The organism is Winogradskyella marincola (genome assembly GCF_029624125.1).
Lineage (GTDB): Bacteria > Bacteroidota > Bacteroidia > Flavobacteriales > Flavobacteriaceae > Winogradskyella > Winogradskyella marincola.
In genome coordinates this window covers 15,020-30,835 of the sequence record NZ_JARSBN010000011.1, presented here as the reverse complement: position 1 = coordinate 30,835, position 15,816 = coordinate 15,020, and the positions used below count along the sequence as shown (strand labels likewise).

Genomic DNA, 15,816 nt, shown 5'->3' with positions numbered 1-15,816 from the left:
GTTTATAGTTGAATAATTTTAAGACGCTTGTTTCTTCGCATATAGCTATGAATGATATGCTGAGTGTCTCTGTTATTTTCCATTGGAGTAATAAGCGATTCTAAAATTTCACGGTTATTTATCTGGTGATTTAGATCAAAAAATCCCATACCTCTAAAAACACCATTTTCTATAAGAAAAACACTTTTTTCGTCAATATCTCTACCTCTGTCTATGAGGAGCATGTCCTTGTTTTTATAACTGTATTTTTCTATTAATGCTTGTACTCTTTTATTGTACTCAGACGGAGGTTCTTCATTAACACAAGCGCCTAAACATTCTTTTACTTCATAGTTAAAGCAGCTTGTTTTAGTAGCATAAATACCTGTAAGTTTTTGGCATAAATTATAGTCGTCTGTAACTTTATGAATAAAGTTTTTTCCACTAGGTCTTGTACTAAAGGTTGTTATAGGAGTGTCTTCAATATTAGACTTGTCAATTTTTAAATTTATATAGCCATTATCATCAGTAAAACTGTAAAGCGCATGTGTAAAAATGGTTCTGCGAAGAGCACGATTAAAAATAGGTTTATTCTTCTTAATTTCTGCACTTTCCTTTAAAAGAGCAGCAAGTTCGCTACCTGTTTTTTCATAAGTAACAGCGCTTACTAATGCTTGTATTTTTTTAGACTTAGAGCTTTTGTTTGTAAAGTGTTGCGTTATTCGTTTTTTTATGTTGTTGCTCTTTCCGATGTATATAATTTCACCCTTGTCATTGTGTATATAATATACACCAGTTTCGGTTGGTAGCTCTTCTATAATATCCTTTAGATTAGAAGCCATTTTTGGCTTTTTATCATTCTTAACAGAGCTCTTAATTATTACTTTTTCTAAGTCTTTGTTAAGTAACATTTTAAAAAGCTTTACAGTAGCCATAGCATCTCCGTTAGCACGATGTCTGTCGCTCACAGGAATACCAAGTGCTCTAGCAAGTTTACCTAAACTGTAAGATTCCATATCTGGAATAAGCTGTTTAGATAATTCTACGGTACATAACGTTTTTCTTTTGTAGGGAAATCCTAAACGTTTAAACTCTGTTTTAAGGATGCGATAATCAAAGCTAGAATTATGAGCCACAATAATGCAATCTTCAGTAATCTCTACAATACGTTTTGCTACCTCATAGAATTTAGGAGCATTTTTAAGCATGTTAGAGTTAATACCAGTAAGATTAACCACAAAAGGTTGAATCTCACGCTCTGGATTTACCAATGAAATAAACTGGTCAGTTACTTTATGCCCATCATAACGGTAGATGGCAATCTCCGTTATACCTTCTTCATTGTACTTGCCACCTGTGGTTTCTATGTCTAGTATTGCGTAAATTTATTAAAAGTTAAAAGTTAAAAGTTAAAAGTGTAAACTTTGTCTACTGTCTATTGATAATTTCTTGCACCAAATATACTACTTCCTACGCGTATCATAGTACTACCACATTTTATAGCCAGTTTATAATCTCCACTCATACCCATACTTAATATTTTGAGTTCTGAGTTCTGAGTTTTAAGTTGGTCAAAAGTAGTTTTAAGGAACTTAAATTCATTCTCTACTTGTGTCATATCATCTGTAAATGTAGCCATTCCCATGAGACCAACAATTTTAATATTTTTTAATTCTGAAAATTCATCTGATTGAAAAAGCGCAGAAGCATCATTTGCAGACATACCAAATTTGCTATCCTCATCAGCAATTTTTATTTGAAAAAGACAATCAATAACTCTATCGTGTTTTTTGGCTTGTTTATTAATTTCCTTAAGTAGTTTGAAGCTATCAACACCATGAATTAAGCTTACAAACTCAGCCATATATTTTACTTTGTTACGTTGTACATGACCAATCATATGCCATTGTATATCCTTTGGCATTTGTTCATGCTTATCTGCCATTTCCTGGATTTTGTTTTCTCCAAAAATGCGCTGACCAGCATTATAAGCTTCCATTAAATCACTTATAGGTTTGGTTTTGGAAACCGCAACTAAAGTAACATGTTCTGGTATGCTAGATATTATGTTTTGAAGGTTGTTTTTAATACTCATATATTGTAATTCCGCTTCTCAATTTTGGTAAAATATAGGTGCTTTTTGGAGGCATTGTAAGGCCTTCGTTTGCAATTTCTTTCATTTGCTGTACAGTTGCAGGACACATGCCAAAACCAACTTTAAACTTCCCACTATCCACACTGCTTTTAATCGTTATCATTTCGTGTTTGCCGTGTACGTACTCAATCCTATTATCGTTTCTTAAATCTTTAATACCAAGTATAGGATCTAAAATTGTGCTGTACAAGAGTTGCGCATCAAGTTTATCAAGCGCATTTTCAAAATTATAATTCGTTTTTCTTAAATATAACGAATAAAACTCTCCATCTAAATACATGCTAAAATGATGTGGTTTAGAAGGACTGTAAGGCATTATGCCTCTGTTTTCAATTCTGTAAACAGCATCCAGTTTTATTAAAAATTCTTCTTTTGTTAATCCGTTTAGATCTTTTACTAGTCGGTTAAATTCTTGAATCACCAAATCGGATTCTGGGATTAAATAAGACATGAAAAAGTTGTAAGACTCAGAACCGTTATGGTTTGGGTTTTTTTCTTTTTCATCCTTATACAACAAATACGATGAAGCCGATCTGTGGTGACCGTCTGCTATGTATATAGTTTCCATTTTTTTAAATTCATTTTGAATTTTATTAATGGTTTCATCATTATCTAGTTTCCATAAATAATGTGTGTCTCTATAAGTCATAGTAAACTCAAATTCGGCATATTCTTTTTGAGTTTCTTTTATAATGTTTGATATAACCACATTATCAGGATAGGTGAGGAGCACAGGCTCTGCATTAAAGCCAACGGTTTGTAGATAGGTTTTAAACGTTTGTTCACGTTTAGCAATGGTATCCTCGTGTTTTTTTATAACATCTTTCTCGTAATCTTCAGCACTTGTTGCAGCAATAATTCCGTTGAATTCCTGTCCGTATCTGTTTACAATTTTATAAACATAAAGTGACGGTTTGTTTTCGGTAACAAAAATGCCATCTTCCTTAAATTCTTCATAACGACTTTTTACGAGGCGGTAACGTTCTTCACCAGTGACTTCCTGGTCGTATTTGTAACCTGGATTAACAATATGAAGAAAACTGTAAGGATTGTATCCCATTCTAGATTCACGTTCGTCTAAAGTATAACTTTGATAAGGACGTGCTGCTACAAGACCAACAATAGCTCTGGTTGGTTTAACCGCTTTAAAAGGAATTATTTTAGCCATGCTTTATCTATTTTTAGTTATAAACTCAGTAGGATTAAGATAACCCGTTGTATCTGTAGAATATCCTCCTCCTATATCCAAATCTACAGCATCTCTAATTTCTAGATGAAGATGCGCATAATAGGCACCATCGCAATTACCAATTGTAGCAATTTGCTCTCCTTTGGTTACAAATGTATTCGCTGTTACAATGATTGAATCGCAATGAGCATATACAGATTCATACAATTTTTCTTCATGAAAATGAATAATTCGTATCACATTTCCCCAACCACCTTTTAGATCTTTAGCAGATGATACATAACCATTAGCAATAGCATAAATTGGGTCGCCTAAATCTGAATTACCACCTCCAACACCATTCCAGTCATCACCTAAGTGATTATTTTCTTGAAACTTTTGTGCATTATAATAGCCTTGAGCATTTGGTTTGCCTACAGGAAAATCAAACCCTTTGGCTATAAACTCTGTATTTTCATTAAAAAGTGTTTTGTAGCTCTTTTTGTCGGCTTTATTAACACTGTCTTTAATGGTTTCTTTGGCTTGTATATCAGTAGTAGAGTTATGCTTTGGTTTGTTCTGTTTACACGAAACAAAAAGCATTACAATTACAAAAATCCTGATACAAGTCAAATCACATTAAATACAAGAATTAAACAAACTGCTTAGATACGTTTTCTGCTTTACGGCTTTCTGAATAATCGTAAAAACCTTCTCCAGACTTTACTCCCAATTTACCAGCTTGTACCATGTTAACAAGCAAAGGACAAGGTGCATACTTAGGGTTTTTAAAGCCGTCATACATTACATTTAAGATTGAAAGACATACATCCAAACCAATAAAGTCTGCTAATTGTAATGGTCCCATTGGGTGCGCCATTCCTAATTTCATTACGGTATCAATTTCTTGAACACCAGCAACACCATTATATAAAGTCTCGATAGACTCATTAATCATTGGCATTAAAATACGGTTAGCAACAAAACCAGGATAATCGTTAACTTCAGTTGGTACTTTACCGAGCGTTTTAGATAACTCCATAATGGTGTTAGTTACTTCATCGCTTGTATTATATCCACGAATAATTTCTACCAATTTCATGATTGGCACAGGGTTCATAAAGTGCATACCAATTACTTTTTCAGGACGTGATGTTACAGCTGCAATTTGTGTTATTGATATTGAGGATGTGTTTGTAGCCAAAATTGTAGCTTCATCACAAGCGTCGTCAAGCTGCTTAAAAATCTTTAGTTTTAAATCTACATTTTCAGTAGCCGCTTCAACCACAAGATCAGTGTTTTTAACACCATCAACCGTGTTTGTATAGGTTGTAATGTTTCCTAAGGTTTCTGCTTTATCGTTTTCAGTGATTTTTTCTTTAGCTACCATTCTGTCTAAATTCTTAGAAATTGTAGCCAAACCACGTTCTAGAGACGCTTCACTAATATCTATAAGATTTACTTTAAATCCTGACTGAGCAAAGGTGTGGGCAATTCCATTTCCCATTGTTCCTGCTCCTATAACTGCTATGTTTTTCATAATATAAGCCCATCCTAACCTTCCCAAAGGGAAGGAATTCTTACTTGGGCTGATAAGAATTTTGTTAGTAATATATATTTGAAAGAGCGCTTCTAGTTCCCTTCCTTTGGAAGGAGAGAAGGCTTTATTAAAACTGATTAATTATCATTGTGGCAACACGTAGTGCTTCTGTACCATCGTGCAATGTTACAATTGGTTTTGTGTTGTTGTTAATGGCATCTGCAAATGTTTCAAGTTCGTCTAAAATGGCGTTGTTACCTGCAACTTCAGGATTGTCAAAATAGATTTGTTTTTTTATACCTTCTGCATTTTGAAGAATCATATCAAAATCACCAGGATTTTCTGGTGCATCTTTCATTTTTACGACTTCACATTTCTTTTCAAGAAAATCTACAGAGATGTAAGCATCCTTTTGAAAGAAACGTGTTTTTCGCATATTCTTTAATGAAATACGACTTGCTGTAAGGTTTGCAACACAGCCGTTTTTAAATTCAATACGTGCATTAGCAATATCTGGAGTATCACTAACGACAGAAACTCCACTTGCAGAAACATGTTTTACAGGCGAGTTTACAACACTTAGTATAATATCTATATCATGAATCATTAAATCTAATACCACAGGAACATCTGTGCCACGAGGATTAAACTCTGCCAAACGATGCGTTTCTATAAACATAGGATTTTCTATTTTATCCTTTACTGCGATGAATGCAGGATTAAAACGCTCTACATGGCCAACTTGCCCTTTTACACCATGTTCTGCAACTAAAGTTCTAATGGCTTCAGCTTCTTCAACAGTATTGGTAATTGGCTTTTCTATAAAAATATGTTTTCCTTTTTTTATGGCTTGCTTGGCACAATCGTAATGCGAAAGGGTAGGAGTTACAATATCTACAACATCTACAGCTTCAATTAAAGCTTCAATAGAATCGAAATATGTATAACCAAACTCTTCTACAACACGTTTAGCGTTTTCAGAATCGGCATCATAAAACCCAACAAGGTCATATTTTTTGGATTGATTGAGTAGTCTTAAATGTATTTTTCCTAGGTGACCAGCACCCAAAACACCAGCTTTTAGCATGTTTTTCTGTTTTTTTCAAAAATAATTGATTTGAACGAGATATTTAAGAAAGAAAATCTAAAATAATGAGAATTTAATAATTGAAAATTGCAATTGCATTTTGCTTTTGTTTGAATTAATTTAGCCTGAAACTAAACTAAGATTTGAAAGATACATTTAAGCACAAAGGGATGCGTCAGCAACTCGTTGACACTCTGATTAAAAAAGGAATAAAGGATAAGGCTGTTTTAAATGCAATTGGTAAAATACCTAGACATTTATTTATGGATTCTGGCTTTATAGACCATGCTTATGTAGATAAGGCGTTTCCTATTGCGGCAGATCAGACCATTTCTCAACCTTACACTGTAGCTTTTCAATCTGAATTATTACAAATAAAACCTGGTGACAAAGTTCTAGAAATCGGTACTGGTAGTGGCTACCAATGTGCTGTACTCATAGATCTTGGAGCAAAAGTTTATAGTATAGAACGTCAGCAAGAATTGTTTAAAAAGACGTCTAAGTTTTTGCCTAAAATAGGTTATCGTGCTAAAAAGTTAATTTTTGGAGATGGTTATAAAGGGTTGCCAAAAGAAGCGCCTTTTAAGAGTATTATTGTAACTGCTGGAGCACCTTTTGTGCCTATGCCTTTATTAAGTCAGTTAGAGATAGGAGGTAGGCTTGTTATTCCTGTTGGAGATGATGTACAAACAATGACCCTTTTCATAAGAAAAGGGCCTAAAGAGTTTGAAAAGCATGAGTTTGGTGAATTCCGTTTTGTACCTATGTTAGAGGACAAAAATTAGTTTGCAAACTTTCTAAAATAGTCTTCACCTTTTACAACTGGCAACGTCAATGTTGTTTCGTGTAGCTTAACAGTTAGTTCTGTACCTGGCTTTGGGTGAATAGTAAATTCTTTGTCACTAGAAAAAATCATTAAGCCAATTTGTTGTCCTGCTTTTATAATTTGATCGTCTGGTTGTAAATCAAAATTAACAGTGTAAAATTTACCTGGTTTTAAATCTTCTTCTTCAGATATTGATTTATGGTTTTTTGGATCTGCCCAACCACGCGTTATAATATTATCTGTAATTTTTGCAGCACTATCATCCCATGGAAGAGATACTAACCATACACTCAGGTTTGCTGCTGGTTTGTTGCTAGACAGTGTTATACTCACTTTAGGAACTCCAGATATATGTATGTCTTTCTGAAGTTTTGGTGTTACATAAATAAGTCTATGTGGTGAGTTTTGCGCTTTGGCAAGATCAGTACCAGATAACGAAACATTGTCTGATAGTGTTTCGGTATGTTCGCGAACATTTCTATCTAAAGTTAATCCACCTTTAGTATTTCCGCCAGCTGTAAGATGTAAAACAACGTCTTGTGTATTTGGGTTTGGATAATCTTTATAAGCTGTAGGTTGTGAAGGGTCGTCATATTCTCTTACGATATATGCTTTGTTTTCTTCTTTGTCAACTCCATTATCTACACCATGAAGATATTTGGTAAACCATTTGTTCATCATTGAAATTGGTGGTGGACCACCATGACCGTTTTGATGGTAATAAATCTGTGCAGGAAGCCCTTTGTCTTTTGCAGCTTTGTATATTCTGTAGCTGTGTTCTGGCATTACATTCCAATCGTTAAAACCATGAGACATTAGTAGTGCAGCTTTCATATTATCCATTTGGTTGAGGTAATCTCTGGCTGCCCACCAATCGCTATAATCTCCAGATTGGCGATCCATATTGTTCATCATCTCAGTATCTCTAACTACTTTGTTGTTGTGGGCTCTATTTTCTTCATCACCACTGTGAATAAAATCGTAAAGCACATCAATATCTTCTCCCAAATAACCACCAGGTGAACGCACCAAACCGTTAGAACGGTAATAATGATAATACGAGGTGTTAGGTGCAATAGGAATAATAACTTCTAAGCCATCAACACCAGTTGTTGCTGCAGCTAGAGGTAAAGTACCATTGTAAGACGTACCTGTCATACCTACTTTTCCGGTAGACCAATAGGCTTTTACTTCTTTTTTTCCATCGCGTTTAGTATAACCTTTTGCTCTGCCACATAACCAATCTATAACGGCTTTTGGTGCCAAAGATTCATTAGGACCTCCACAGGTTGGCGCACCATCAGAGTAACCTGTTCCTGGTGAAGATGAGTGTACAACAATATAGCCTCTAGGTAACCATTTTTTAATATGAGAAAATGAAATCATTGGTCTTTGCGCTGCACGTCTTTTTACTTCAGGATGTGTACGTTGTTTAGATTTGCCACCTAATTCTCTTTCTACATCCCACATAATACCTGGTGTATCACCTGCCACTCCTGCAAAATAAGGACTTGTAACATATATGATAGGTAATTTTAAATCTTCGGTATCAGTTTGTTCTGGTCTGGTAACAGAAACATGCATTCTGTCTAAATCACCATCACCATCTGTATCAAACTCGGTCTCTACCCAAAGATCGTGATGTATCCATTTCTCGGGATTGTTAAAGGCTTCAACAATTTGTGCTTCACCATCTTTGAAAATGGGTGTAGCTTTTTCTGTTTTATCTTGAGCAAAGCTTTGAAAAGAAAAAGCCATTGCAAGCGCTAGAATGAAATTGAATTTGAGTGTTTTTAGCATGATGTTGTTTTTACTTTTGATAAAAATAAGATTAATTCTTTGGCAAATAATCTTCAGGAATTGGGTTGTCTTTGGTTTCTTGCATCCAGTAAATATTGATAATCCACCAACGTTCGCCATCATTTAGTAACTGAATACTGTTAATGCCTCGCATAAATGATTTATCATCGTCTTTATTTTTGAAAGATTCATAAGTACTGAACACTTGTGTAATGTTTCCAAATGTTTGTACCTCTCTGTTAATTTCAACTTCATGAAATCCGTTTTCTACTAACCATTTTCCTGAGCTGTTAATGTAATCGTCAGGTGTCATGTAGCGCGCTATTTGTTTTCCTTCTTTGTTCTTACCAGTAGGAATTAGCTTTGCATTTTTGTGAAACAAATGCTTAAATAAAGCCCAATCGCGTTCAAAGCCTTTGTCGCCAGAAATGACGGTGTATAGAGTTTCAATGGTGCTATCTAATGTAGCTACATTTTTGCTGTAATCTTTTTTTTCTTCTTGGGCTATGATATTTAGCGAACTCCCTAGAAAAATAATTAGTAGTAATAATTTATATTTTGACATATCAATTGTTTGGGTTGAAACCATAGTAGAATTTATTTAATAATCCGTTTGAACTTTCTAAATTTACAATATCCATAAGCTCTTCAAAATAAGAACAAATACGTTCCCTATCTTCTGAATCATAACCAAGTTCAATTTCAGGAAACTTAGCTAATCCACTTTTTATGACATTGAGATAATTTTCTTTTTTAGGCTTTTTACTTTCAGAAACTTTTTGAAAGTCTTTGGCAACACTATTTATTTTTTCTGTTAATGTTGGTTTCAGTTTCTCATCTGAAATGCCTGGATAAGTTCCTTCTTTTATAAACTTTTCCTTTGCAATAAATTCTTTAAATAATTCGTTAGCGTTTTCAGGTGTTATCATTTCACTATTTTTTTGAGCAAATGAATGAGTTAAACTAAAAATAAATAATAATGATAAGATCTGAACTTTCATTTTTTTAAGTTAATTTTAAAAGAATTTCAAGCCAAATAAAATAGCATCACCTTGAAATCCTCCTTGGTAAGAGCGAATATAATCAAACCTTAAGAAACGCCATTTTCCCCAGCCAATATTATCTATTCCAATTGTAAATTCTTGATACGGTTTGTTGTCTGGTGTTGCTAAGTTGTGTGCACCTACTATAAGGTTGAAATTCAGCTTGTTTAAACCAGGGATTTTTCCCAAAATATAACCATTAAAATCATGTTCGGCATGCATTTCTAGATAACTGTCATTGGTGCTTAAATCGTAATAACCTAGGTTATTAAAGACATTGGTGTAATTGCCTCTTTGGCTAATTGCTAATTGGTTGCCATTAAAATGTTGGTAATCCATAAAAGCAATATCGTCTGCATTGAAGAATTTGCCTGCTCTAATATTGTAATTAAAACGCCCTTTATCAGCTATGGTAAAGCTTTGATAGAGTCTTGCCTTAACTTGGTCATAATTATAATCGCTATTTGTAGCTCCCAGACCTTTTTCGTAACTCAATACTAAAGTTGGATATTTCTCTGAGTTAATATTGAATTTACTATCTGGATAACTCAAATATTTTTGACCAAAATTAATCTGACCAGTAACATTAAGTTTTACAATGTTATGGTTTTCAAAAGGTGCATCTGTACTTGTTGGATTTATTGGGTTATTGCTTAAATATTCCTGATCTCCTCTTGGGTAAAATGCCTGATCTGTTGTGTTGAAAAGCGCAGTTCTGTTTTCGTAAGAAATGTTAGAGTACAGATTAAAACCGTTAAATAATTCTTCAGAATAATTAAGTTGAACAAAACGACGCTCGTATAATTTCATGTAGTTTTCTTCAAAAAATAAGCTGGCAACCGAGTTCTCTATTGGCGAAATAGGATTGGCAGGATTAAACTGTTCTACCTTTGTACCTCCAGAAAGCGTTAAGAAACGTCTGTTAGTGTTGTTAAACTTATATCGTAATGATGCTGTAGCTCGTAAGCGTTCATCCGAAAAACCATATTGCACGCTTGCACTGGCATTAAAATAGCGTCTAAATTCGTCTAGTTGTTTGGTGTAAAATAAATTGAGTTGTGTTGTAAATCCTTGTACAGTATTAAACTGAACGCCTCCAAACGGAATGCTGTAACCAAGACTATACTTTTTGTAAGAATTGTTATAGGTGTAACCTAAAACATCACCAAGTTTAAATTTGTTTTTTTCGCGATCTACAGAATCTAAGTACGTTTTAGATTCGCGTACAATTTGTATACTGTCTTTCTTTACATAATCTGTACGTTCTTCTTCAGTTAATGGAACAGGTCGTATTTGTTTCCAGAATAGAGAATCTTTTTTGTTAGCCTCATTTTCGAAAGAAACAAGCTCTGCACCAAAATCTTTTTGAGTAAGATTAGAGTTGAATTCGTAATTGCTATAAACAGCAGTAAAACGACCATCTCCTTTAATGCCAAAAATGCCGTATTTAAAGTCAATACTTTGCGATATTAAAGCCCATAAATCGTCAGTCTTAGAATACGAAAAACTTTGTTTTAAAGAGATGATATCTGCAGCAGGAATTCTGGCTTGTGTTCCTGTAATGTCTAGTTCAATAGCATAAAGCGTCCATTGGTCTTCTACAATGTAAATGGTACCTGAAAATACAGGATCATTTTCGCGCTTAGGAATTACATTTATTTTATTGATGAGGTTGCCATGTTCATCATAAAAGATACCTTCTAATTTATAGCGGTAATAACCAAAGGCATTGTTAGCTATTGGTGACACGATTTGATTACCAAATTCAACTGTATTGTTATAAAAATTATAATCTACATCTTGTGCATTGTTGAAACTAAAACCATTATCGTCTCCGCTTACTTTAGAGGCTGTAATTTTTTCTTTGAGTTGATTTGGTCGTAAATATTGAATTTTTGAAATGGTTTCGGATAGATATATAATACCACTTCTGGTAGAGTCTAAGCCACCTCCAAGGTCGCCAATTTCTTGACCTAGTATTTTTTCGGGAGCATCTTTAATTCTTATCAATCCACGCGAATAGAAGTCGGCTTTAAAAGATTCAATTTTTTCAAGATTCTCTTTTCGTTTGGCTATAGCTTGTCTAATGATTGCGTTTGCAGGATTGTCTTCTGATGCTACAACAACTTCATTTAGAGAAACAGATTCTTCTTCTAAAGTAACATTAATATTAAAAGGCATTGATGTAACATCTACAGTTTTCTTAACTGTTTTGTAGCCTAAATAAGTGTATAGAATAGTGTAGGTTTTTTCTTCAGAAATAGATAATTCATAATAACCATCGTCATTACTGGTAGTACCTTTATAGGTGTTTTCTATAAGGATGTTTACAAAGGTAAGCGGTTCTCCTTTAGTGTTTGTAATGGTTCCTGTGATTTGTGCAGATGCAAAAGTGCAAAAGAAAAGTAAAAAAAGAGCGTGTAGTTTTAGATTCATAGATATTGATTGATGGTTAAACTTAGACATAAATTTTATTCGATAATCGAGATTTACATTTTTTCGTTTATCTCACAAAAAACATGCCTTTATAATTACAGACGCTATTTTACCACTAATGGTTGCCTGTAACTGCATCAAACTTAGAGCAAAATGAAATATGTAAAAGTTATAGCAATCCTAAAATTATCGAAAACTTTTCTTAATACGGTCTAAATTACGCTTATTGTCACGATCTTTTATCGTTTCGCGCTTATCGTAGAGTTTTTTACCTTTTCCTAAAGCAATTTCAATTTTTGCTAATCCTTTTTCGTTAACAAATAAACGAAGCGGAATAATAGCGTTTCCTTTAACGTTAACTTCTTTTTCAAGCTTTTTAAGCTCACGTTTGTTAAGTAATAATTTGCGCTCAGCTTTAGGTTTATGGTTGTAGTAATTACCAAAAGCGTATTCTTCTATAGTCATATTAATAACAAACAGTTCTCCACGCTCATTAAATTCGCAAAAACTTTCGGCAATAGAGGCTTTACTGGCTCTTATAGATTTTATCTCAGTGCCAGATAAAACAATTCCGGCTGTGTACTTATCTAGTATCTCGTACTGAAATTTAGCCTTCTTGTTTAGTATGTTTACCTTTTTTTGCATAGTTGGCAAAGATAATAAGAAAGTATCAAGTACAAAGTACAAAGTACAAAAGCATCAAGTATGTTTTATTGTAAACTATTACTTAGCTTTACGACTTTAATTACCTAAATCAATATCATGAAATATTTATACTTGGTTTTATTTGGATTAATGCTTTTTAACTGCAAAGAAGAAAAGGCAGAGATCAAACTTTCTGCAGATGAGATTGTAACCAAATCAATAGAAAAATCCGGAGGTGAAGCCTTTGATAATTCTATTATCAGATTTAATTTTAGAGATAAGTTTTATGTGGCAAGACGAGATAAAGGCCAGTTTTCTTTAATAAGAATGTTTAAAGATGATAATGATTCGGTTTTTGACTTACTGACCAACAATAATTTTGACCGCTTTATAAACGAAAGTCGTGTTATTATTGAAGACAGTATGAAGGCTAAGTTTTCTGCTTCTGTAAACTCGGTGCATTATTTTTCGGTTTTACCGTATGGTTTAAATGCTGAAGCGGTGAACAAGACATTGTTAGGTAGCGAAAAAATAAAAAACAAGGATTATTATAAAGTTAAAGTAACATTTAATGCTGAAGGTGGAGGTGAGGACTATGAAGATGTGTTTGTGTATTGGTTTGATAAAGAGGATTTTGGTTTAGATTATTTAGCGTATTCCTACAGTGAAGATAATGGAGTAGGAATGCGTTTTAGAGAGGCTTATAATGAACAAAATATTGAAGGAATGCGTTTTGTAGATTATAACAATTATAAGACTGAAAACAAAGAATTAGAACTGTTTGATTTAGGTGAAGCTTTTGAAGAAAATGAGTTAAAATTATTATCTAAAATTGAATTGAAAAACATTGAGGTTGAATTGCTCAACCAATAAAAGAAGAAGCTGTTGTCTCAAACTTCATGTTTTTGTCAATCTGAACTCGTTTCAGATTCTTGTAAATTAATTCAAAAAGATTCTGAAATAAATTCAGAATGACTGTTTTGAGATTTTTTTAGACAACAGTTTCTTTTTTTATTAGAAAATAATCTTTTATCTACCTAAATAACCACCATCAACAGGGATTATAGTACCAGTAACATAATCGCTTGCAGACGATGCTAAAAAGACAGTAAGTCCCTTTAAATCTTCACCAGTTCCCCAACGCTTCATTGGCACACGCATAAAAACTTCATCAGTTCGTTTTTTATCGTTAATTAAAGCGACGTTTAATTGTGTGTCCATGTAACCAGGTGCAATAGCATTAACACAAATGCCTTTTTCGGCTAAATCATTTGATAGTGCTTTTGTTAACTGACCAACACCACCTTTTGATGCTGCATAAGCAGGAATTGTAATTCCGCCCAAGAAGCTCATTAATGATGCAACATTGATAATTTTTCCTCCATTGCCTTCTAGCATTGTATTGGCTGCATACTTACAGTAGTAGAATGTAGCGTCGAGATTAATAGCAATAACTTTGCTCCATTCTTCTTCTGGAAACTGTTCGCTAGGATAGCGTCGTTGAATTCCTGCAGAATTCACTAAAATATCCAGTTTGCCTTCAAGAATTTCTAAAGCCTTTTTATAAGAGCTTTTGATGTCTTCAATTTTGCTAACATCAGCTTTTACAGGCTCTACATTGAAACCATTAGCTTTTAAGTCATTGCATAAATCGTACATTCTGTCGTCAATATCTATGACAACAACCTGCGCTCCAGCTTCTGCAAGAGCTTCTACCATAGCTTTACCGAGATCTCCAGCACCTCCGACAACAATGGATTTTTTGTCCTTTAAACTAAATTTTTCTAAAATGTTAATACTCATTTTTTCTGGTTGATTGATAGTTTGATTTTATAGTTAATGATGACTATACTCATCTGTATTCCATAAATCTGTCCATTCTAATACCATATCTTCACCGTTTTCGTCTCGGATATCTAATATGTTTTGAATGTCTAAAATGGTTTGGTTAGTTTCTGCAACTGAGTCTGAAACTGTATATATTCTGTACAAAACTTGTCTTTCTGTACCAATCATAGCAGGTAATACTTCGTCACCTTCTTTAAATCGCTCTACAACAAAAATTACATTCTTATGATTCTTAAGTTCTTCTAAGCCTTTTATTGATGTGATTTTACCAGCTTTTAAAAGTACCCAAATAGAACATGCTTTTTTGCCACGTAGCATGTAATCGTTTTGTTCTGCAAAATTATCATCACCAAAAACACCTGTTAAAGCAAAATTTAAAAGCATATTTCTATGGTCAAAACCATTGATATGTGCTAAATGAATGTGAGGCGCTTCTCCTTGTAATCTAAATCCAGGATCGTAACTGTAGAATATACCATTTTCAACAAAAAACTGAACGTTTAAAACACCATTTTTAACTCCCGTAGCTTTAAATAACTCACTCAACTTTGGGTGTACAGTTTCTACAAATTCTTTAGCTAATTTAGAAGGGTATAATGTCGCTAAACCTATAGGGCTTGAGTTGCCTTGCAATCTTGTTAAAGTTCTATCGTACACTGCAGATAAATAAGGGACACCATCCTTAAAAGTATAGTATGCAGCCATATCATGGCAACTAGAATCCATATATTTTTCTACGAGTACAACACCCTTTTTAGAGAATTTAAGAACATTTTTTACAGTTTCGTTATAATCTTCTTCGTCCCTACATATTTTCATACCAACACCTCCGCCACTATCTACTGGTTTTACCATTAGTGGTAGTTCTACGTTTTTTGGCTTTCTTATTGGTTCGTCTTTTTTAAGATAAATTCCAGGTATGTCTAGTACATCATATTTTTCACAATAGCGTTTGTAACCATCTTTGCTGCAAAAAGCTTCAATTGTACCATCTGTAGCATAGCAAGGTAAGCCAAGTCTATCGCAAATTTCTTTGTAAGGTTTAACTAATATATCAGCAACACCAACAAGTACAGCATCAACATTTTGTTCTTGAGCAATCTTTACAATGCCATCAATGTTAAAACCATCTATGTCGTAAGTTTCGGCAGCAAATTTTTTAGCAGGTGCATCTGGGTTTGGGTCTATTACAATAGTATGTAGTCCCATGTTATTAGCAAATTCTACTAAAACACCTGTTTCTGGGTTGCCACCAAGAATAATTATTTTTTTCATTGTTGTTGATTTTT

General features: G+C 33.7%; 15 protein-coding genes. 2 read left to right on the top strand and 13 right to left on the bottom strand.

Annotated features, from left to right (window positions below; genetic code table 11):
- Positions 1 to 2 precede the first annotated feature (2 nt).
- The 6 genes from P7122_RS15295 to P7122_RS15270 form a co-directional block, all read right to left on the bottom strand.
- Complete coding sequence (locus tag P7122_RS15295; protein ID WP_278006728.1) at positions 3 to 1,364, bottom strand: exonuclease domain-containing protein; 1,362 nt, start codon at positions 1,362 to 1,364, stop codon at positions 3 to 5.
- Positions 1,365 to 1,414: 50 nt separating this feature from the next.
- Positions 1,415 to 2,074, bottom strand: coding sequence for a YggS family pyridoxal phosphate-dependent enzyme (locus P7122_RS15290; RefSeq protein WP_278006674.1), 660 nt, complete (start codon positions 2,072 to 2,074; stop codon positions 1,415 to 1,417).
- On the bottom strand, positions 2,064 to 3,302 hold the full coding sequence (locus tag P7122_RS15285; protein ID WP_278006673.1) for a DUF1015 domain-containing protein: 1,239 nt from the start codon (positions 3,300 to 3,302) through the stop codon (positions 2,064 to 2,066). Before P7122_RS15285 ends, P7122_RS15290 begins: the two co-directional genes overlap by 11 nt.
- Before the next feature lie 3 nt (positions 3,303 to 3,305).
- Entirely contained in the window at positions 3,306 to 3,905 is a 600-nt protein-coding gene (locus P7122_RS15280) for a M23 family metallopeptidase (RefSeq protein WP_278006672.1), read from the bottom strand.
- 49 nt (positions 3,906 to 3,954) lie between these two features.
- Positions 3,955 to 4,842, bottom strand: coding sequence for a 3-hydroxybutyryl-CoA dehydrogenase (locus tag P7122_RS15275; RefSeq protein ID WP_278006671.1), 888 nt, complete (start codon positions 4,840 to 4,842; stop codon positions 3,955 to 3,957).
- A 127-nt stretch (positions 4,843 to 4,969) separates the two neighbouring features.
- Positions 4,970 to 5,929 carry a Gfo/Idh/MocA family protein gene (locus P7122_RS15270; protein ID WP_278006670.1) on the bottom strand — a complete coding sequence of 320 codons (960 nt, stop codon included), beginning with the start codon at positions 5,927 to 5,929 and terminating at the stop codon, positions 4,970 to 4,972.
- A gap of 143 nt (positions 5,930 to 6,072) precedes the next feature.
- On the opposite strand from P7122_RS15270, the gene P7122_RS15265 reads away from it, so the two are divergent.
- A complete protein-coding gene (locus P7122_RS15265; protein WP_278006669.1) occupies positions 6,073 to 6,714 on the top strand; it encodes a protein-L-isoaspartate(D-aspartate) O-methyltransferase in 642 nt (213 codons plus the stop codon).
- Here P7122_RS15265 and P7122_RS15260 read toward each other — a convergent pair.
- From P7122_RS15260 to smpB, 5 genes are all read right to left on the bottom strand, one after another.
- On the bottom strand, positions 6,711 to 8,555 hold the full coding sequence (locus P7122_RS15260) for a Xaa-Pro dipeptidyl-peptidase (protein WP_278006668.1): 1,845 nt from the start codon (positions 8,553 to 8,555) through the stop codon (positions 6,711 to 6,713). The two genes, P7122_RS15265 and P7122_RS15260, sit on opposite strands and share 4 nt — an antisense overlap.
- Before the next feature lie 31 nt (positions 8,556 to 8,586).
- Positions 8,587 to 9,120, bottom strand: coding sequence for a hypothetical protein (locus P7122_RS15255; protein ID WP_278006667.1), 534 nt, complete (start codon positions 9,118 to 9,120; stop codon positions 8,587 to 8,589).
- Between the two features lies 1 nt (position 9,121).
- Positions 9,122 to 9,484 (bottom strand): DUF4844 domain-containing protein, encoded by a 363-nt coding sequence (locus P7122_RS15250; RefSeq protein ID WP_278006666.1) that lies wholly within the window; start codon positions 9,482 to 9,484, stop codon positions 9,122 to 9,124.
- 87 nt (positions 9,485 to 9,571) lie between these two features.
- The gene (locus P7122_RS15245; protein WP_278006665.1) at positions 9,572 to 12,064 is read right to left on the bottom strand and encodes a DUF5686 and carboxypeptidase regulatory-like domain-containing protein; all 2,493 of its coding nucleotides are present in this window, start codon (positions 12,062 to 12,064) and stop codon (positions 9,572 to 9,574) included.
- 156 nt (positions 12,065 to 12,220) lie between these two features.
- Positions 12,221 to 12,679 (bottom strand): SsrA-binding protein SmpB, encoded by a 459-nt coding sequence (smpB, locus tag P7122_RS15240; RefSeq protein WP_278006664.1) that lies wholly within the window; start codon positions 12,677 to 12,679, stop codon positions 12,221 to 12,223.
- A gap of 117 nt (positions 12,680 to 12,796) precedes the next feature.
- Here smpB and P7122_RS15235 point away from each other — a divergent pair, with 117 nt between their 5' ends.
- A complete protein-coding gene (locus P7122_RS15235) occupies positions 12,797 to 13,552 on the top strand; it encodes a DUF6503 family protein (RefSeq protein WP_278006663.1) in 756 nt (251 codons plus the stop codon).
- 156 nt (positions 13,553 to 13,708) lie between these two features.
- Here P7122_RS15235 and P7122_RS15230 read toward each other — a convergent pair whose 3' ends face one another.
- Both P7122_RS15230 and P7122_RS15225 read right to left on the bottom strand, forming a co-directional pair.
- Complete coding sequence (locus P7122_RS15230; protein ID WP_278006662.1) at positions 13,709 to 14,482, bottom strand: SDR family oxidoreductase; 774 nt, start codon at positions 14,480 to 14,482, stop codon at positions 13,709 to 13,711.
- Between the two features lie 33 nt (positions 14,483 to 14,515).
- Positions 14,516 to 15,802: an ATP-binding protein gene (locus tag P7122_RS15225; RefSeq protein WP_278006661.1), complete on the bottom strand. Its 1,287-nt coding sequence runs from the start codon at positions 15,800 to 15,802 to the stop codon at positions 14,516 to 14,518.
- Positions 15,803 to 15,816: the final 14 nt, after the last annotated feature.